The organism is Mycobacterium sp. MMS18-G62 (genome assembly GCF_053877835.1).
The window spans coordinates 4430622-4449528 of record NZ_CM132662.1 but is presented as its reverse complement, the minus strand read 5'-3'; the positions used below and the strand labels follow the sequence as shown (position 1 = coordinate 4449528).

Genomic DNA, 18907 nt, shown 5'->3' with positions numbered 1-18907 from the left:
CAGAGAAAGTGCGAGAAGGCTCCTGCAAAACGTCACTTTCGACGAGATCATGTGGACCTGCCCTATTTCAAGTCGTAGCCGAGGCGCTCGGCGAGCTTGTGTAGCAGGCCGATCGCCGCATCGGCGATGACGGTGCCGGGCGGGAAGATCGCCGTCGCCCCGGCGGCGTAGAGCTCGTCGAAGTCGCCAGGCGGGATTACCCCGCCGACCACGACCATGATGTCGGGCCTGCCGACTTCGGCGAGCGCGTCGCGCAGGGCGGGCACCAGGGTGAGGTGGCCCGCAGCGAGCGATGAGACGCCAACGACATGCACATCGTTGTCGGCGGCTTGGCGCGCCACCTCTTCCGGCGTGGAGAACAGCGAACCGACGTCGACGTCAAAACCGATGTCGGCGAACGCCGTCGCGATCACCTTCTGGCCGCGGTCGTGTCCGTCCTGACCCATCTTGGCAACCAGGATGCGCGGCCGGCGGCCGTCAGCCTCGGCGAACTTCTCCACTAACTCGGTGGCGCTAGAGATGTTGCTGACCTTTCCGACTTCGTCGCGGTAGACCCCGGCGATGGTACGGATCTCGGCCTGATGGCGTCCCCAGACCTTCTCCAATGCGTCGGAGATCTCGCCGACGGTGGCCTTTGCACGCGCGGCGTCGATCGCCAACGCCAAGAGGTTGCCCTCCCCTTCGGCAGCACTGCTGAGCGCCGCGAGCGCGGCCTCGACGGCCGCGGGGTCACGGTCGGCGCGAAGCTGTTTCAGCTTGGCGATCTGCTCGGCACGCACCCGGCTGTTCTCGACCTTGAGGACCTCGATCTCCTGATCCTCGTCGACCTGGTACTTGTTGACGCCGATCACCGGCTGCTGCCCGGAGTCGATGCGGGCCTGGGTGCGTGCCGCCGCTTCCTCGATACGCAGCTTCGGAATGCCGTCGCTGATCGCCTGCGCCATGCCGCCGTGCTCGTTCACCTCACGGATGTGCTCGCGGACCTTCTCGGCCAGCTGATGGGTCAGCGACTCCACGTAGTACGACCCGCCCCACGGATCGATCGGCCGCGTGGTGCCCGACTCCTGTTGCAGCAGCAGCTGGGTGTTGCGGGCGATGCGCGCGGAGAAGTCGGTCGGCAGCGCCAGCGCCTCGTCAAGCGCGTTGGTGTGCAGTGACTGGGTATGGCCCTGGGTGGCGGCCATCGCCTCGATGCACGTACGGGCGACGTTGTTGAACGGGTCCTGCGCGGTCAGCGACCAACCCGACGTCTGCGAATGTGTCCGCAGCGACAGCGATTTCGCGTCCTTCGGGTTGAACTCGGCGACGAGCTCGCTCCACAGCAGCCGGCCTGCGCGCAGCTTGGCGACCTCCATGAAGAAGTTCATCCCGATGCCCCAGAAGAAGCTCAACCGCGGCGCGAACTTGTCGATGTCCAGCCCGGCGTCGAGGCCGGCCTTGATGTACTCGACGCCGTCGGCCAGCGTGTAGGCCAGCTCGAGATCGGCTGTGGCACCGGCCTCTTGGATGTGGTAGCCCGAGATGGAAATCGAGTTGAACTTGGGCATCTTGGTGCTGGTGTAGCCGAAGATGTCGGAGATGATCCGCATCGACGCCTTGGGCGGATAGATGTAGGTGTTGCGGACCATGAACTCTTTGAGGATGTCGTTCTGGATGGTCCCCGCCAGCTTCTCCGGCGGCACGCCCTGCTCTTCGGCCGCCACGACATACAGCGCGAGGATCGGCAGCACCGCGCCGTTCATGGTCATCGACACCGACACGGTCGACAGGTCGATGCCGTCGAACAGCTGGCGCATGTCGAGGATGGAATCGATTGCCACGCCTGCCATTCCGACGTCGCCGGCCACGCGGGGGTGGTCAGAGTCGTAGCCGCGATGGGTGGCGAGGTCGAACGCCACCGAAAGGCCCTTCTGGCCGGCGGCCAGGTTGCGACGGTAGAACGCGTTGGACTCCGCTGCCGTGGAGAACCCGGCGTACTGACGGATGGTCCACGGCTGGTTGACGTACATGGTCGGATACGGGCCGCGGATGTACGGCGGTTCGCCGGGGAAGCTGTCCAGGGGGTAGCCGGCCGCGACCGCCGCGTCGCGGTCGGCGCCGATGTAGACGGGCTTGACGGCAATACCCTCTGGGGTGCTCCAGTCGAGTTGATCCGGGGTGTATCCGTGCGCAGCGGCGGCGGCCTCGACGTGTTTGTCGACGGCGGCTAGCGAAACAGGTGAGGCCGCGGGCTTCCGATCTCCTTCGCCCTGCAGTGGTACGTCGGCGAAGCTTCCGATTCCGGTAGTTGCAGTCACCTCAGGCCCCCAATCGGGTAAGCAGGTCCGACAACACTTCGACCGCGTTGATCTTCGCGGTCAGGTAGCCGTCTGGCTTCGAATCGGCTTCGGCCACCGCCTTTTCGGGCCCGGCGAGCAGAACGTGGGTCACGCCAGCCTTTCGCGCGGCGTCCACGGCCGCTGAGGCCTCGGCTGCATACCGGGCATCGGTGCCGCAGATGACAGCTATCTTGGCAGGCTCCGTTACGACTTCGATGCCGCCGGACGCCAGCAGGTTCGTCGCGAACGTCGCGCGGATATTGTGCTCGGCCAGCGGCCCGAGCGTCAGTAGCTGCACTTGGGGCCGGGCACCGGTCTTGTCCAGGTACGCGTCCGAGCGCTCCCGCAGCGCCTCGAAGGCAGCAGCGTAGCGCGCCACCGTTTCCAACGGATCACCTTGCGGCAGTGGCGGTTCGGTGAGGTTTGGGTATTCGTTCACACCGGTGATCGCGGTGCGCCGGTGTGCGACGTCGTCGCTTCGCCGGGTAGCAACCTCGGTGATCTGGTCGGCCACGTAGTCGCGGGCCGCCTCGAAGCCACCGCGGGATTCGATGTCCTGGAAGTGTTTCCACGCCTGCTCGGCGAGCTGGTTGGTGAGATCCTCGACGAACCACGACCCGCCTGCAGGATCGAGGACCTCGCCGATGTGGGATTCCTCGAGCAGAAGCAACTGCGTGTTGCGGGCGATCCGGCGCGCGAAACTGGCTGGGGTGCCGGGGAAGCCGCCGGGAATCGCAACGTCGAACGGGTGCACGAGCACGGTGTCGGCACCTCCCACCCCGGCGGAGAACGCCGCCAGCGTGGTGCGCAGCATGTTCACCCACGGGTCGCGCTGCGCCATCATCGGCAGCGACGTGACCGCATGCAGCCGGGCCGCGCCGGCGTCGGGCTCCCCGACCACCTCGGCCACTCTGGCCCAGATTTGGCGCGCCGCACGCAGTTTCGCGATCGTCATGAACTGGTCGTCGTCGGCGGCGAACCGGAAGCTGATCTGGCGCAAGGCATCCCCGACCGCCAGGCCGCCGTCACCGAGCAAGCGCAGGTAAGCGACCGCCGCGGCGACACTGCCCGCCAGCTCCCACGACGCGCTGGCCCCCCGGTTGTGGAATGCGGGACCGTCGACGGTGATCGCGCGCACGCCGCCGGTGTAGCCGCCGACCTTCGCGGCCACGGCCACGACATCCGCCACGTTCGGTGCGGGTCGCGAACTCAGCGGCGCGCTCAGCGGGTCAGCGCCCAGGTCCACCGACAGCCGCGAACGCTGATCGTCGTCGAGGCCGTTCAACAGCGCCAGCACCGCATCCGATGCGGCGACATAGTCGGTGCCGGCGTCAAGTACGACAGGGACGAGGTCGAGAAAGACGCCTTCGAGCAGACGGTCCAGTTCGGTCGCCGCGATTCCCGCCGCACCGACCCTCAGCACCAGTGCACTGACGCCCTCGGTCAGAGCGACCAACACCGCGCCGTTGCCTTCGGCGACCGCGGAGCCGTTGGCGGGGAATGCTTCAGCCACCCGCCACCCGGACTTGACGTCCCGATGCGCATCGCCGCCGCGCACGAAAGGCCACCGCCCGGGCAGCGGAGGTTCGGGCAGCGCGTCTGCGCTCGTGTACAGCGGCCGGATCGGGAAGCCTTCGTACGTCGGCGAATCCAGCAATCGCTCCGGTTCGGCGGGCAGATCCGCCGGGTCACGCTTGGTGCTCTTGGCCAGTACGCCGGCTACCGCCGAGCGCCACCTCGCGAAATCGGAATCCGCAACACTGGATTTCTGCACGTCCATCAGGCTAAATGATCGCCATCACACCAGGTTGTGCCGGGCGGCCCGACTCACGCTGCGGCGCGGCGGTGTCCCCCGTCATCGACCCGTAGTCTTGGAAGGCGTGAAAGCCGTCGTCAGCACACTGCGCGCACTCCGCGCTGCGGTGATTACGACGGCGTCGCAGGTGCCACCACGGCGGTTTATCGCCATCCTGGCCGCGATTGTGATCCTCGTCGCAGTTGCGCTGCTGGTTCCGTTGCCCACTGCAATTCAACTGCGTGACTGGGCGACATCGGTCGGTCCATGGTTTCCGCTTGCCTTCTTGGCCGCGCACATCGTGGTGACCGTCTTCCCGTTTCCACGCACGGCCTTCACGTTGGCGGCGGGTCTGCTGTTCGGTCCCTACCTCGGTGTGCCGCTCGCCGTGGTGGCCAGCACCATCAGCGCCGTCGTCGCGCTGGTTCTGGTGCGGGCCGCAGGCTGGCAGCTATCACGGCTGGTACGCCACCCGCGCGTCGACTCGCTCGACGCCCGGCTGCGGGAACGCGGCTGGCTGGCGGTGCTGTCGATGCGGATGATTCCCGCCGTGCCGTTCTCGGTGCTGAACTACGCCGCGGGTGCGTCTGCGGTGCGGGTGCTGCCGTACACGCTTGCCACTTTCATCGGCTTGATGCCAGGCACGGCCGCCGTGGTGATCCTCGGTGACGCGCTGACCGGCCATGTGAGCCCGCTGCTGTTTCTCGTGTCGCTGTGCACAGCGAGCCTCGGCATCGCTGGGCTGATCTACGAAATCCGCACCCATCGGCGCCATCACCGCGAGCGCCTCGCCGGCTCGGCCCACGACACCGAGCCCGCCATCACCGGCTGAATCGTTCGGACCTAGGGCCAAACGGCCCTACCAGCAACCACTGCAGCGCCAGATAGTGAAACTATCGGTTACATGTACCTGGGAGGCTGGTGAACATGGATCGTCTAACAGCACTCGACGCAGGATTCCTCCATGCCGAAGACGCAGATCGTCGCGTCAGCCTGGCCATCGGCGCCCTCGTGATACTCGAGGGACCCATCCCCGAATTCGATTCGCTGTTGTCGACACTCGGCGAGCGGATCGCGGCCTGCCCACGGTTCGCGCAGCGGCTCCGTTCCCATTTGTTCGATCTCGACGCTCCAGAGTGGGTCGACGATCCCGACTTCGATCTCACCCATCATGTCCGCCGGCTTTCGCTGCCGCTGCCCGGCGATGACCACGAGTTGTTCCGCCTGGTGGCCGACGTCATGTCCTGGCGGCTGGATCGGAGCAGGCCGCTGTGGGAGATCTGGGTCGTAGAAGGGCTGGCCGACGGCCGATGGGCGATAGTGCTGAAGGTTCACCACTGCATCGCCGACGGGATAGCGACGGCGCATATGCTCGCCGGCCTCTCGGACGGCGGTCCCGGGCACAGTTTCGCCGGCCGTATCCATGCGGCATCTGAACCCGCGCGGTCGAAGCCGCTGTGGCAGCAGATCCTGAACCCGATGACGTGGACGACGGCGGCGGCCCGAATGGCTCACGGTGCCGTCGACATCGCGGCTGGGCTGACGATGCCGTCGGCGTCCGCAGCGCTGAACGGTCCGATAACGAACCTGCGCCGCTACAGCGCGGGGCGCGTCTCGTTGGACGATGTCAGACACGTATGCCAGGTCTTCGACGTCACGATCAACGACGTCGCGCTGGCCGCACTCACCGAGAGCTTTCGCGCCTACCTGATCCGCCATGGCGAGCAGCCGCTGCCGGATACCTTGCGCACTCTGGTACCCGTATCGATGCGCCACGCTGACTCGCTCGACCAGACCGACAACCGAGTTTCCTTGCTGCTGCCGTTCCTTCCTGTCGAGGAGGAGAACGCGGTCGCGCGACTACGCACGGTTCATGCCCGGCTGTCGCACGCCAAGTCGACCGGACAACACCAGGCCGGAAACGCGGCGACCTCGCTCGCCAACCACATCCCCTTCGCCCTCACGGCGTTGGCCACGCGGCTGTTGACCCGACTGCCACAGCACGGCGTTGCCACCGTCGCGACCAATGTGCCCGGCCCCGCTGAACCGCTGCAGATCATGGGCCGCAAGGTGTCCGGAGTCATGCCGATTCCGCCGATCGCAATGCAACTGCGCACCGGTGTCGCGATGCTCAGTTACGCGGGCGAGCTGTACTTCGGCATCCTCGCCGACTTCGACGCGGCGCCCGACATCGACGAGCTGGCCCACGGCGTGGAAGACGCCGTGGCGCGACTGGTGGCAACGGCCAAGCGGCGCAAGCCTTCCCGCGACCGCAGAGGACTGTCGCTGGTGGTCAGCGCGTAGGGCGGCTGATTACAGCTCCGTGGAGCCGGCGTGGCGACCCGGCATCTGCGGCGGACCGTCCTGCCGCTGCTGCGACAGAGGCGGATATTGCATCGGCGGCAAGGGATCGGGCTGCGCGGCCGGGATGGCGCTGATGCTCGTTGACGAACGCGCGTCGGCCTCCGCCTTGGCGACGGCCTGAGCGATAGCGGGATCCGTCTGCGTGGTGAACCACTCGGCGACCTCGTCGGTGTCGTCCTCCGGCTTCGGCAGATTCTCTTCCACCGGCGACGGCTGGTAACGGAACACGCCGTCCTCCCCTGGCGCTCCGAGCAGCTTCGTGAATCCCTGTAGTGCCGCACCGAAGTCGCTGGGCACCAGCCACACCTTGTTGGCTTCGCCCTTGGCCATCTGCGGCAGCGTCTGCAGGTACTGGTAGGCGAGCATCTCCGGCGTCGGGCGGCCGGCCTTGATCGCGGCGAACGTCTTCTCGATCGCCTTGGCCTGACCCTGTGCCTGCAGATAGGACGCGGCGCGCTCGCCCTGAGCGCGCAGCATCCGCGACTGCCGGTCGGCCTCGGCCGCCAGGATCGCCGCCTGCTTGGCACCCTCGGCGGCAAGGATCTGGGCCTGCTTCTGGCCTTCGGCCTGCTTGATCGACGCTTCGCGGGAGCCCTCTGCGGTCAGGATCATGGCCCGCTTCTCGCGGTCGGCCCGCATCTGCTTTTCCATCGAATCCTGAATCGATGGCGGCGGGTCGATGCTGCGCAGCTCGACGCGGGCCACCCGAAGACCCCAGCGTCCGGTCGCTTCGTCGAGCACTCCACGCAGCTGTCCGTTGATCTGGTCGCGGGATGTCAACGTCTGCTCCAGAGTCATGCCGCCGACGACATTGCGCAGGGTGGTCGTGGTCAGCTGCTCGACACCGACGATGTAGTTGCTGATCTGATAGACCGCCGCCTGCGGATTGGTGACCTGGAAGTACACCACCGTGTCGATGTTGACCGTCAGGTTGTCCTCGGTGATCACCGGCTGCGGCGGGAAGGACACCACGCGCTCGCGCAGGTCGACCCTGGCACGGATCCTGTCGATGAACGGCAGCAGCAACGTCAGCTGACCCGACACGGTCTTGCTGTAGCGGCCCAGCCGCTCGATGACCGCGGCCTCGGCCTGCGGGATCAACGCGATTGACTTGGCCACGATGATGGCGGCAAATACCACCAGCACCCCGACCAGGATCAGGCCGGCGATGGCACCATCCATGACGAGCTTCCTTCCCTTGGTTGTCCAGTGTTCTCTAGACGACTTTTTGAACGACCGCGGTGGCGCCGTCGATGTGCACGACGGTGACGTGGTCGCCCGGTTCGTACACATCGTTGTCGTTCAGCGGGCGCGCCGTCCAGATTTCGCCGTCGAGTTTCACCTGGCCTTCATGGCGCGCCACCCGGTCGAGCACCAGTGCGCTCTTGCCTTCGAGCGCCTTCGCCGGTTCGGGCAGACCCTTTCCCGACATGAAATGCCGCCGCAGCGCGGGGCGCACCAGCACCAGCAACAGGAGCGAGACGACGAGGAACACCGCGCCGTGCACCCACAGGTCGTCGACCACCAGGCTCGTTCCCGCCGCGGCCAACGCGCCGCCGCCGAGCATGAGCAGGAACATGTCGCCGGTCAGCGCCTCGGCTCCGGCGAGGGCCAATGCGGCGATCAGCCAGATCAGCGGGACGGCCATGACGCCAGCGTATCGCGTAGCCGACCCGATTCGCGGCTAACTACTACACTGCGAGCATCATGTGGTGCCCCAGTGTTTCGTTGACGGTTTGGGCCAACGCCTGGCTTGCAGGCGCGGCCGCACCTGACGATGTCCTCGACGCGTTATCGCAATGGGCGCCAAGGCATTCGGTCACGGCATACGACTCGGTCGCGGCCGGCCGAACCGGGTTGCCGTGGCCGGACCTGAACGACGCGGGCGCGGTCTCGCTGCTGCAGACCATGCGCGTCGCGGCGCGTCCGGCGGGGCTGACGCCGTCCATAGGTGTGGTGCTGCCGGTGCCTGGCGACGTCCGTGGGCTCCCCGCGGGCACGCAGTTCCAGCGTGACGCGATCACTGCGGGCGAGGCGATAATCGTCGGTGGCGAAGAGTCCGTGGCGGTAGGCCTGGTCCCGGACTTCGAATACGACGACCTCGACGACGAGTCCGAGTTCGAGCCCGAACCGACGGCGTTGTCGTGGACGGTCTATTCGGTGCCTGCCGTGCCTCCCTCCGAACACCTCGATCTCGGCGAGGCGGAGTATGCCCTGCGGGCGGCGGTCCGTTCTGCCGCCGACGCGCTCGGTGCGATCCGCGCGGCGGGTGCCGACGTGGCCGATCCGCGCGGGCTGGTCGAGCAGGTGCTCGAATCCTCACGGGGACACCGGGTGCCCGACCACGCGCCGTCGCGGGCCGTACGGGTGCTGGAGAACGCCGCCCACATCGACGCGATCATCACCGTCGGCTCGGGATTGATTCCCATCGGGCTGCAGAGTTCGTCGGAGGTTCAGATCGCCAGCGACGCACTGCGACCGCTGGGCGGAGTCGTGCGCTCGGCGCGGATGGCCGCGATCGCCGCGATCCTGAACTCGGCCTGGAGTTAGCCGCAGTTCGCTGTGCAGAGCGCGCCGTTGACCGAAAACCCTTGCAATGGCGGCGCGTCCGACCCTGCAACCCGAGCGGGTCCGCGGCCGTAACGGAGCTCGTCGACCAAATCTACGGCCAGCCGCGCGAACCGCGGGTCGGCGTTTGGCGTGGCCGCCCGCGCAAGCTCGATACCCAATTCCCTTGCCTGCAGCGCAAGCTCGTGGTCGAGATCCCACACGACCTCGATGTGGTCGGAAACGAACCCGATCGGGCAGACGATCACCGCCTTGGCGCCGGCGTCGGCGAGCGTCGTCAGGTGGTCCGCGATGTCAGGTTCCAGCCAGGGCACCTGCGGCGGCCCAGAGCGTGACTGCCACACCTGGTCGTAATCGTCGTAGCCGGCCGCGCTGGCGACCAGTCGCGACGCATACGCCACCTGACGGCTGTATAGGTCTGGGCCGCAACGTGATCGCGCCGCACCCGGAATGGAGTGCGCGGTGAACACCAGTCGTGCACCGTCGGGCACGGTCTGCGCTGCCTTCCCGATGGCTTCGCTGAACATCTCCACCAACAGCGGATGGTCGTAGTACTGCCTCAGCTTGACCAGTTCCGGAGCGGCGTCACCTGCCGCCGCGCGCGCCCGCGCGATGTCCTCGACGTATTGGGTGCAGCTGGAGTATCCGCCCCACGCAGAGGTGGTGAAGACCGCAGCCCGGCGAACACCGTTGTCGCGCATGGCAATCACCGTGTCTTCGACGTACGGCTCCCAGTTCCGGTTGCCGAAGTACACCGGCAGATCGATTTCGGCCTCTAGCCGCGCCATCAACTCACGGTTGATGCCGTTGATCGGCGACACACCGCCGAAGTGCAGGTAGTGCTCCGCTACCGACGCCAGCCGCTCGCGCGGGATCCCGCGGCCGCGAGTGACGTTCTCCAGGAACGGCATCACGTGCTCAGGCGCCTCCGGCCCGCCGAACGACAGGAGTAGAAGCGCGTCAAAGTCCATCTAGAGCAACTGCGTGCTGGCGCCGCCGTCGGCGTAGATGATCGTCCCGGTGGTGGCCGGCAACCAATCGGAGAGCAGGGCACACACTGTCTTCGCAACCGGCGTCGGGTCCTTCATGTTCCACCCGATGGGCGCGCGCTGATCCCAGCCCTCTTCGAGCAGCTGCATCTGATTACCGGCCTCTTCGCCGAGCGCGCCGCCCACGATCGCGCTCATCGCAAGCGTCCGAATCGGTCCGGCGGCAACGAGATTCGATCGCACGCCGTACTGACCGGCTTCGCGTGCCACAAAGCGGTTCACCGACTCCAGCGCGCTCTTGGCCACCGTCATCCAGTTGTATGCCGGCATCGCCCGCGTCGGGTCGAAGTCCATGCCGACAATGCCGCCGCCCGGGTTCATGATCGGGAGCAACGCCTTGGCCAGCGACGCATACGAATACGCCGAGATGTGGATGCCCTTGGCGACATCCTCGTACGGCGCATCGAAGAACGGGTTGATGCCCATGCCGGTCTGCGGCATGAAGCCGATGGAGTGCACGACGCCGTCGAGCTTGTTGCCCTCGCCGATCACCTCGGCCACCCGGGCGGCCAGCGTGTCGAGGTGCTCCTGGTTCTGGACGTCGAGCTCCAGCAGCGGCGCTTTCTCCGGCAACCGGTCGATGATGCGCTGAATCAGCCGCAGCCGGTCGAAGCCGGTGCAGACTATCTCCGCGCCCGCCTCCTGAGCGACCTTGGCGATGTGGAACGCGATCGACGAGTCGGTGATGATCCCCGTAACGAGGATGCGCTTGCCTTCGAGGAGCCCTGTCATGTGAAAGTCCTTATCTCTCTTAGTGGCCCATGCCCATGCCGCCGTCGACCGGAATTACCGCACCGGCGATGTAGCTCGCGTCCTCGGACGCCAGGAAGCTGACCACACCGGCGACCTCCTCGGCGGTGCCGACCCGCTTCGCCGGGATGAATTCCAGTGCGCCCGCCTGAATCCGCTCGTCGAGCGCGCGGGTCATCTCGGTGTCGATGTAGCCGGGAGCCACCACGTTCGCGGTGACACCGGCCTTCGACAGCTCCCTGGAGATCGAACGCGCCATGCCGATCAGTCCGGCCTTGGCGGCGGCGTAGTTGGACTGATTGCCGATACCCCACATGCCGGACACCGAACCGATGTAGATGATGCGGCCGAACCGCTTGCGCTGCATGCTGCGCGACGCCCGTTGGGTCACCCGGAACGCTCCGGTGAGGTTGGCGTCGATGACCTCGGTGAACCGCTCCTCGGTCATCCGCATCAGGAACGCGTCCTTGGAAATGCCGGCGTTTGAGACCAGCACTTCGACCGGACCCTGATGCTCCTCGACTTCCTTGAACGCGCGATCGACGGCCTCGTTGTCGGTGACGTCACACTCGACGCCGAACAGTCCCTCCGGGGCCCCTGAGCCGCGGTGGGTGACGGCGACCTTGTGACCGTCTGCGGCCAGGCGCAGCGCGATAGCCAGCCCGATGCCCCGGTTTCCGCCGGTCACCAGCACCGAACGCGCGACGAACGGCGGACGGCCGCCGGTGGCCTGGTCCGCGGTATCGGCTGGATTGTCGGTCAGAGACATGCGAGCCAACTTAGTGCCTGGACAGCGTTCTTAAGAAATCGCCTTAGGTGGGCAGCCGCCGGTTGATCAGCAGCGCCGCCACTGCGGCCAAGGCCAGTACCGCGGCGCCGAGCCGCAGCCAGCCCGCGCTGGCGTCGCCCTTGCGGGTTTCATAGCCGATCTGCTCCTGCAGGTTGGCGAAGACCTCCTTGAGCTGATCGACGCTGGACGCGGTGTAGGCCTGTCCACCGGACAGGTGGGCGATCTTCTTCAGCATCTCGTCGTCGACGGGCACCGGCTGTCGCTGGCCGCCGTCCATCTCCACCGTGCCGTAAGGGGTGCCGAAAGCCACCGTGGAGATCGGCACGCCCTGATCTTTGGCCGTGCGCGCCGCGGTGTAGGCCCCCTTGGGGTTGTCCGGGTTCGACGGCACGGTTTCCTTGCCGTCGGACATCAGCACGATGCGCGCGGGCGGTGGGGTGTCTCCGCCGCCGATCACCGCACCGACTGTGGAGATCGCCTGCAGTGCGGTCGAGATGGCCTCACCCGTCGCGGTCCGGTCGGCCACCTGCAACTTGTCGATCGCATTCTTCGACGCGTCACGATTGGTCGTCGGCGACACCAACACAGTGGCGGTGCCCGCGTAGGAGATCAGCCCCAGGTTGATACCGGGCGTCATCTGATCGACGAACTGCTTGGCGGCCTCCTGCGTGGCAGCCAGCCGGTTCGGTGAGACGTCCGTCGCCCGCATCGACTGCGACACATCGATGACCAACATCACGACGGCGCGGTTGCGTGGGATACGGACATCGTGCGTGGGCCCGGCCATCGCGACGGTGAACAGCACCAGCGACAGCAGCAGCAGGATCACGGGCAGGTGCCGCCAGCGCGACGGCCGTTTGGGGGAAACGCTTTCCAGCAGCTCCATGTTCGCAAAGCGCAGCATCCGCTTGCGCCGCGCCACCTGCACGGCGACGTAGAGGCCGGCCAGCCCGAGTACCACAAAGAGGAACAGGAAGTACCAGGCGTGGTCGAAACCCGAGAGCGTCATCGGTCCGAGCACCGGTAATGTCATGTGCTACTTGTCATTTCAGTTCGGTGTCAATTGGGTAGTCGCCGGTTGACCAGCATGGCCGCAAGCGCGGCCAACGCCAGCACCACGGCGCCGAGGCGCAGCCAGCCCGCGCTGGCGTCGCCCTTGCGGGTTTCGTAGCCGATCTGCTCCTGCAGGTTGGTGAAGACCTCCTTGAGCTGCTCGAGGCTCGATGCGGTGTATGACTCGCCGCCGGACAGCTCGGCGATCTTCTTGAGCATTTCGTCGTCGACGGGAACTGGCTGTCGCTGGTCGTTGATCTCGACGTAGCCGTACGGCGTGCCGAACGAAACCGTCGAGATCGGCACACCCTGATCCTTGGCCGTGCGCGCCGCGGTGTAGGCGCCCTTGGGGTTGTCCGGGTTCGACGGCACCGTCTCCTTGCCGTCGGACATCAGCACGATGCGCGCTGGCGGCGGCTCATCCCCTCCTCCGATCACCGCGCCGACGGTTGCGATGGCCTGCAATGCGGTGAAGATGCCCTCGCCCGTCGCGGTGCGGTCGGCCAATTGAAGTTTGTCGATCGCGTTCTTGGACGCCTCGCGGTTGGTCGTCGGTGATACCAGCACGGTCGCGGTGCCCGCGTAGGCGATCAGGCCCAGGTTGATGCCAGGGGTGAGCTGGTCGGCGAATTGCTTGGCGGCCTCCTGGGCGGCGGCCAAGCGGCTCGGCGACACATCGGTGGCCCGCATGGACTGGGATACGTCGATCACCAGCATCACCACGGCGCGGTTGCGGGGAATCCGCACATCGTGCGTGGGCCCGGCCATCGCGACCGTGAACAACACCAGCGACAGCACGAGCAGAATTGCGGGCAGGTGCCGCCAGCGCGACGGCCGTTTGGGCGCAACGCTTTCCAGCAGCTCCATATTCGCGAACCGCAGCATCCGCTTGTGCCGGGCCAACTGAACGACGATGTACAGCGCGACGATTCCGAGGACGACAATGAGAAAAAGGAAGAACCACGCGTGTTCGAAGCCCGATAGCGTCATCGGTCCGAGCAACGGTAATGTCATGTGCCAGTTGTCATTTCGTCGGATCAGGGGCGTTCGCGCAAGCGCTCATCGGCCGGCTAGCGCTCCACGGCGGCGGGTGGCGACGAACCTGACCACGTCGGCGATCCAGTCCCGGTCGGTGCGCAGCGAGAGCAGCGGGGCATCGCAGCGCCGAAGCGTGCGGGCGACTTCGGCACGGTGCGCGGCCGCGGCCTTCTCGAAGTCGTCGCGCAACTGTTCGTCGATGGTGAACTCGCGGGTGACACCGGATTCGGGGTCCTGCAGGATCACGTCGCCGACCGGCGGCAGTTCGACGTCGCGGGGATCGAGTATTTCGATGCCGAGGACCTCGTGGCGGCCTGCGATAGCCCGCAGGGGGCGCATCCAGTTGATCGGCCCCAGGAAGTCGCTGATGATCACCGCCATGCCGCGGCGGCGCTCGGGCCTTCGCAGTGCGTCGATCGCCCCGGCGAGATCACCACGCACGCCGAGGGGTGCCTTCGGCGTAGTGGCGATCGCCCGTAGCAGTTCCTGCTCATGAATGCGACCGCTCAACGCCGGGACCCGCCGCACCGAATCGCCGTTGGCGATGATCGCGCCGATACGGTTGCCGCCGCCGCTGTTGAGGAACGTGATCGCCGCAGCGGCCGCCACGGCCAGGTCGCGCTTTTCGCAACCGGTGGTGCCGAAGTCGAGGCTCGCCGACATGTCGACCACCAGCCAGGTCTCCAGCTCGCGGTCGGCGATCATCTGGCGCACATGTGGGTGAGTGGTGCGCGCCGTCACCGACCAATCCATCCGCCGGACGTCGTCGCCGGGCTGGTACAGCCGCGACTCGCCCGGTTCGGAACCAGGACCTGGAAGCAGTCCCAGATGGTCGCCGTGCAGAACGCCGTCGAGTTTGCGGCGCACCGTCAGCTCCAGCTTGCGCAGGGCTGCCGTCAGTGCGGGATCACGAATCTCCCCGCGTTTGAGTGACGGCAGGTCGACTGTGCGTCTGGACGTAGTCACAGATTACTGTCACCGACCGCTTGCCGCGGCCGCTGCGGCCGGAACGACGGGCGGCACCGAATGCCCTTGCTGCGGAATGGCATTCACCTGCGGCAGGGCGACAGTCTGCAGGATCCGGTTGATCACCGTCTCCGACGAGATCTCGTCGGCCAGCGCGTCGTAAGTCAGCACCAGCCGGTGGCGCAACACGTCCGGAATCACCTCGACGACGTCCTGCGGCACCACGTAGTCACGGCCGCGCACCAGCGCGAGCGCGCGCGCCGCGGCGATGATGCCCAGCGACGCACGCGGTGACGCGCCGTAGGCGATCCACGCCTTGGCGTCGGGCATGCCGAACTTCTCGGGGTGCCGCGTCGCGGTGACGATGCGGACCACGTAGTCGACCAGCGCGTGGTGCACGAAGTTGTTGGACGCCACGTCCTGTAGCCGCAGCAGGTCGCCGGGGGCCAAGACCTGCTTGGGCTCTGGCGGCTTGACGCCCATCCGGTAGACGATCTCGCGCTCTTCCTCCGGAGTCGGGTAGTCGATGTTGAGCTTGAACAGGAAGCGGTCGCGTTGCGCCTCGGGCAGCGCGTACACGCCCTCTTGCTCGATCGGGTTCTGGGTGGCCATCACCAGGAAGGGGGCGGGCAGCGGGAAGGTCTTGCCGCCGATCGAGATCTTTCGTTCGGCCATGACCTCCAGCAGCGCCGACTGCACCTTGGCGGGCGCGCGGTTGATTTCGTCGGCGAGCAGGAAGTTGACCACCACGGGGCCGAGTTCGATGTCGAACTCCTCTTTGCCTTGGCGGTAGATCCGGGTGCCGACGATGTCGGTGGGTACCAGGTCGGGGGTGAATTGGATGCGGGCGAAGGTGCCGCCGACGACCTTGGCGAAGGTTTCGACTGCCAGCGTCTTGGCCACACCCGGCACGCCCTCGAGCAGCACGTGGCCCTTGGCGAGCAGGCCCACCAACATTCGCTCGACCAGTTGGTCCTGCCCGACGATGATCCGCTTGACCTCGAAGATCGCCCGCTCGAGTGTGTGGACCTCCTGCTGCAGCCCGCCATTGTTCGGCGCAGCATGGGTACCGGGGGGATAACCCTGCCCCGGGCCTTGACCGGAAAATCCTCCGGCGCCCTGCGGCGGCCCACTCGGTGATGACATCAAGGTCCTCCCACATCGTCTCAACACGCTGGTCGTAGCGGCGCCGACCTGGTTTGGCCGCACGCCCGTCGTCAACTATTCCAGGCAGTTCGGAATCCGTCGACGTTGCCCGCCGGGCTCTCAGGTCTGGCTCAGGATTCGATAATCCGGGTCACGTACGGAGTCATGCCCTCAGTTCGCACCGGCGCCACCCTGATCGGGGTGCCCGTGTCATACGCCTCGAGCATCTGGCCGTTACCGAGATACAGGGTGACGTGTTGGCCGCCGCCGGGGCCGTAGAAGATCAGGTCGCCGCGCTTGGCCTGCGACGGCGGGACGTGCCTGCCGGCGTTGTACTGGTCTCCGGAAAACCGCGGAAGCAGCACACCGACGCCGGCGAACGCATACCGAACCAGCCCCGAGCAGTCGAATCCGACCGTATTGGCGCCACTGTCGATGCCTTTGCTCGGGCCGGTGAGCGAGCCGCCGCCCCAGGAGTACGGCACGCCGAGTTGTGAACCTGCACGGCGGATTACATATTCAATCGCCTGGGGCCCACGGACTCGCGCGCCGGCGGGCACGGCGGCTGGCCCGCTGGGGGCAAGCCCGAGACTCTGCAGAAATTGGTGGCCCATGTTCTGGGTGGTCTCGAGCGCGAGCCTGCTGACTTGAAACGACGCGTTGGCGATCGCCACCGGGTCGCCCGGCGCGCCCGCGCTGAGAACCTTGGGCAGCGTCGGGTCCCACTCCCCCGGATCGGCATTGGAGGGCGCAGCGAACCCAAGCAATAGGGCGAGTGCGGTAAGGGCGACGATCAGGACACGGTGGCAACGTAAAATGCTGGGGCGCAGGGGAATCACCATTCGATCAGTCGTGTGACGTAGGGAGTCATGCCGCTGGTGCGCACGGGCGCGACACGCACCGTGGCGCCCGTGTAGGGCGCCTCGAGCATCTGGCCGTCACCGAGATAGAGCGCCACGTGCTGGCTGGCGTTGGGGCCGTAGAAGATCATGTCGCCACGGCGCATCTGCGACGACGGGATCTTGCGGCCGGCGTTGTACTGCGAGCCGGAGTAGTGGTCCAGCTTGATGCCGACCCCGGCGAACGAATAAAGCATGAGGCCCGAGCAGTCGAAACCGACTGTGCCGGCGCCGTCATCGATGCCGTTGCTCGGTCCGGTCGCGTTACCACCGCCCCACGAGTACGGCACACCCATCTGCGACATACCGCGCCGGATTACGTACTCGGTGGCGTCACGCCCATAGACGCGCGGAATAGCGCCATTGTTCGTGAAGCCGGTGGGTGTGGGAATCAGGCCGAGCTTCTGCAGAAAGCCGCGGCCCATGTCGGCGGTTGCCTGCGCGGACGTCGACATGATGCCCAGGATGGTGTTGATGATCGCGATCGGGTCGCCGCTGACGAACGCACTGGGAATCGCGGGCAGGAACGGATCCCACGGCGTGGCCCAGTTTCCGGTGGCCGGGTCGCGCGGAGCGTGGTCCCAGTCTGCCGCAGGGTTGGAAGTGGTTGCGGCAGCAGCAGGTTGGGCGGCAGGCTGGCCGCCCGCAGGCGCCGACCAGTTACGCGCTTCGTCGAGCTTAGCCTGCGCCGCGGCTCGTTCGGCCGTGAGGCGGTCGAGGTCGGCCTGCTGGGTCTTGAAGGTCTGCTGGGCGTTGGTCAGAGCGGACACGGCCGTCTGCTGGCTGGCGTCGGCGTCCGCGACAGCCTGATCGGCGTTCTGCTTGGCCAGGCGTGCGGCGGATTCCTTGTTGACCTGCTCGATGCGGGCCCGTTGGAGATCGGTGATCACCCGCTGCGAGCTGACCGACAGCGTCTCGCCGGCGGCCGCGGTGTTGAGGATGTCGGCGGGATCGGAGGCCGTCAGATACGAACCAGACGGTCCGTTGATATACGTTGCGGCAGCGAAGGTGTCGAACCGCTTCTGGGCGGCGGCGATCGCGGCATTGGCGTCTGAGACCCGCTGCTTGCTGGCGTCGACTTCGGCTTGCGCGGCCGCCACGTTGTCGCGGGCGGTCTGCACGTCGACGATCGCCTTGTTGACGCTTTCCTGCTGTGTCTGAATCGCGGCGCCGAGTTCCTGGAGTTTCTGGTTCGCGTTTGCGACGTCGGCAACGAGCGAGCCCAGGTTTTCGGAGCCGGCCGGCTGCGCTGCGCCTACGCCAGGTGTTGCTATCAGCACGGCCACGGCAAGTGAAACCGCGCACGCCCTCCCGAGCAGCCGGGAAGCAGAGGCGCCAGGGGTGCGTCTCATTCGACTCAAGTCTCCTATGGCTCAACGCGAACGTGCCGGCACATTCGTGGGCGCCTATGTGCAGTCACAGAAATCACAACTGCAACATCAAGCTCCGTTTGCACCGTACGTCACATCTGACGCTAAGGAAACTTTAGTCACAAATTACAGGTTTGTAATTGAATGTAGCGTTATACCGCTGTGACAATTTGAATTGCCGAGCAGACGCAAATAGCCCCAAAACCCCCGCGTGTCGGGGCCTTTTACGTCTGCTCGGCAGTAGAACGCTTTGCTCTGACTTGCAGCACACGGGTGGTGACGACGGCCGCAATCACAGCCAGTACGACGACAATTGTGAATGGCGTCCATGGAAAGTGTTGGGTGGTCAACTCGCTGACGAAATTCTTCGTCGACTGCACCGGATCGCCGGTCTTGGCGACGTCCTGGCCCGCCTCCAATGTCACGCGGTTGTACACCGAGCTATATGTGCCCGCCCACCCCGGGCTGATCGCGAGCACGGTCGAACCCGGATTGGCCTGCCCCACCTCAGTCGCGATGTCGCGCAGCGGAGTGTCGATTGGCGGGTTGGTCGGCACCACGACGACCTTGAGGTCGATACCTTCCTTGCGGGCGTCGGCGATCACTTGGCGGAGTTCGGCCGCCTGGCGTTCTTGCTTGGCATCTGCGACGGGCGCGCTCACGCCGTCGTCGGAGACGTCGGCCAACACGCGATCCATGCACACGTCCGGCGGAGTCGCGGGATCCAGGCCCACGGTGCTGCACACGTCCTTCGGGATGTACGTAGGCGGGAACGGGATCACGTGCGGTCCGGTCACACGG

General features: G+C 66.4%; 17 protein-coding genes. 3 read left to right on the top strand and 14 right to left on the bottom strand.

What is annotated here, in order from left to right; genetic code table 11:
- Nucleotides 1-62 precede the first annotated feature (62 nt).
- On the bottom strand, nt 63-2297 hold the full coding sequence (gene scpA, locus ACWW36_RS22180) for a methylmalonyl-CoA mutase (RefSeq protein ID WP_456138117.1): 2235 nt from the start codon (nt 2295-2297) through the stop codon (nt 63-65).
- Between the two features lies 1 nt (nt 2298).
- Nucleotides 2299-4098, bottom strand: coding sequence for a methylmalonyl-CoA mutase small subunit (mutA, locus tag ACWW36_RS22175; protein WP_456138116.1), 1800 nt, complete (start codon nt 4096-4098; stop codon nt 2299-2301).
- A 100-nt stretch (nt 4099-4198) separates the two neighbouring features.
- Between mutA and ACWW36_RS22170 the strand changes: the two genes are divergently transcribed.
- Together ACWW36_RS22170 and ACWW36_RS22165 are read left to right on the top strand one after the other, a co-directional pair.
- Complete coding sequence (locus ACWW36_RS22170; protein ID WP_456138115.1) at nt 4199-4945, top strand: TVP38/TMEM64 family protein; 747 nt, start codon at nt 4199-4201, stop codon at nt 4943-4945.
- Between the two features lie 95 nt (nt 4946-5040).
- Nucleotides 5041-6417, top strand: a complete 1377-nt coding sequence (locus ACWW36_RS22165) for a WS/DGAT/MGAT family O-acyltransferase (protein ID WP_456138114.1) — start codon at nt 5041-5043, stop codon at nt 6415-6417.
- A gap of 9 nt (nt 6418-6426) precedes the next feature.
- Here ACWW36_RS22165 and ACWW36_RS22160 read toward each other — a convergent pair whose 3' ends face one another.
- Complete coding sequence (locus ACWW36_RS22160; RefSeq protein WP_456138113.1) at nt 6427-7659, bottom strand: SPFH domain-containing protein; 1233 nt, start codon at nt 7657-7659, stop codon at nt 6427-6429.
- Between the two features lie 34 nt (nt 7660-7693).
- A complete protein-coding gene (locus tag ACWW36_RS22155; protein WP_456138112.1) occupies nt 7694-8125 on the bottom strand; it encodes an NfeD family protein in 432 nt (143 codons plus the stop codon).
- Between the two features lie 59 nt (nt 8126-8184).
- On the opposite strand from ACWW36_RS22155, the gene ACWW36_RS22150 reads away from it, so the two are divergent.
- Entirely contained in the window at nt 8185-9027 is an 843-nt protein-coding gene (locus tag ACWW36_RS22150; RefSeq protein WP_456138111.1) for a hypothetical protein, read from the top strand.
- Here ACWW36_RS22150 and ACWW36_RS22145 read toward each other — a convergent pair.
- From ACWW36_RS22145 to ACWW36_RS22100, 10 genes are all read right to left on the bottom strand, one after another.
- The gene (locus ACWW36_RS22145; RefSeq protein ID WP_456138110.1) at nt 9024-10016 is read right to left on the bottom strand and encodes a ferrochelatase; all 993 of its coding nucleotides are present in this window, start codon (nt 10014-10016) and stop codon (nt 9024-9026) included. The two genes, ACWW36_RS22150 and ACWW36_RS22145, sit on opposite strands and share 4 nt — an antisense overlap.
- On the bottom strand, nt 10017-10826 hold the full coding sequence (gene inhA, locus ACWW36_RS22140) for an NADH-dependent enoyl-ACP reductase InhA (protein ID WP_456138109.1): 810 nt from the start codon (nt 10824-10826) through the stop codon (nt 10017-10019). It abuts the gene before it with no gap.
- A gap of 19 nt (nt 10827-10845) precedes the next feature.
- Complete coding sequence (gene fabG1, locus ACWW36_RS22135) at nt 10846-11613, bottom strand: 3-oxoacyl-ACP reductase FabG1 (protein ID WP_456138108.1); 768 nt, start codon at nt 11611-11613, stop codon at nt 10846-10848.
- A gap of 43 nt (nt 11614-11656) precedes the next feature.
- Nucleotides 11657-12667 (bottom strand): VWA domain-containing protein, encoded by a 1011-nt coding sequence (locus tag ACWW36_RS22130; protein WP_456138107.1) that lies wholly within the window; start codon nt 12665-12667, stop codon nt 11657-11659.
- 26 nt (nt 12668-12693) lie between these two features.
- The gene (locus tag ACWW36_RS22125; protein ID WP_456138106.1) at nt 12694-13701 is read right to left on the bottom strand and encodes a VWA domain-containing protein; all 1008 of its coding nucleotides are present in this window, start codon (nt 13699-13701) and stop codon (nt 12694-12696) included.
- A 45-nt stretch (nt 13702-13746) separates the two neighbouring features.
- Entirely contained in the window at nt 13747-14691 is a 945-nt protein-coding gene (locus tag ACWW36_RS22120; RefSeq protein WP_456138105.1) for a DUF58 domain-containing protein, read from the bottom strand.
- A 9-nt stretch (nt 14692-14700) separates the two neighbouring features.
- A complete protein-coding gene (gene moxR1 / locus ACWW36_RS22115) occupies nt 14701-15837 on the bottom strand; it encodes a chaperone MoxR1 (protein WP_456138104.1) in 1137 nt (378 codons plus the stop codon).
- A gap of 131 nt (nt 15838-15968) precedes the next feature.
- On the bottom strand, nt 15969-16679 hold the full coding sequence (gene ripB, locus ACWW36_RS22110) for an NlpC/P60 family peptidoglycan endopeptidase RipB (RefSeq protein ID WP_456138103.1): 711 nt from the start codon (nt 16677-16679) through the stop codon (nt 15969-15971).
- Entirely contained in the window at nt 16673-18088 is a 1416-nt protein-coding gene (gene ripA / locus ACWW36_RS22105) for an NlpC/P60 family peptidoglycan endopeptidase RipA (protein ID WP_456138102.1), read from the bottom strand. The genes ripB and ripA overlap by 7 nt, the downstream gene beginning before the upstream one ends.
- Nucleotides 18089-18330: 242 nt before the next feature.
- Entirely contained in the window at nt 18331-18903 is a 573-nt protein-coding gene (locus ACWW36_RS22100) for an Rv1476 family membrane protein (RefSeq protein ID WP_456138101.1), read from the bottom strand.
- Nucleotides 18904-18907: the final 4 nt, after the last annotated feature.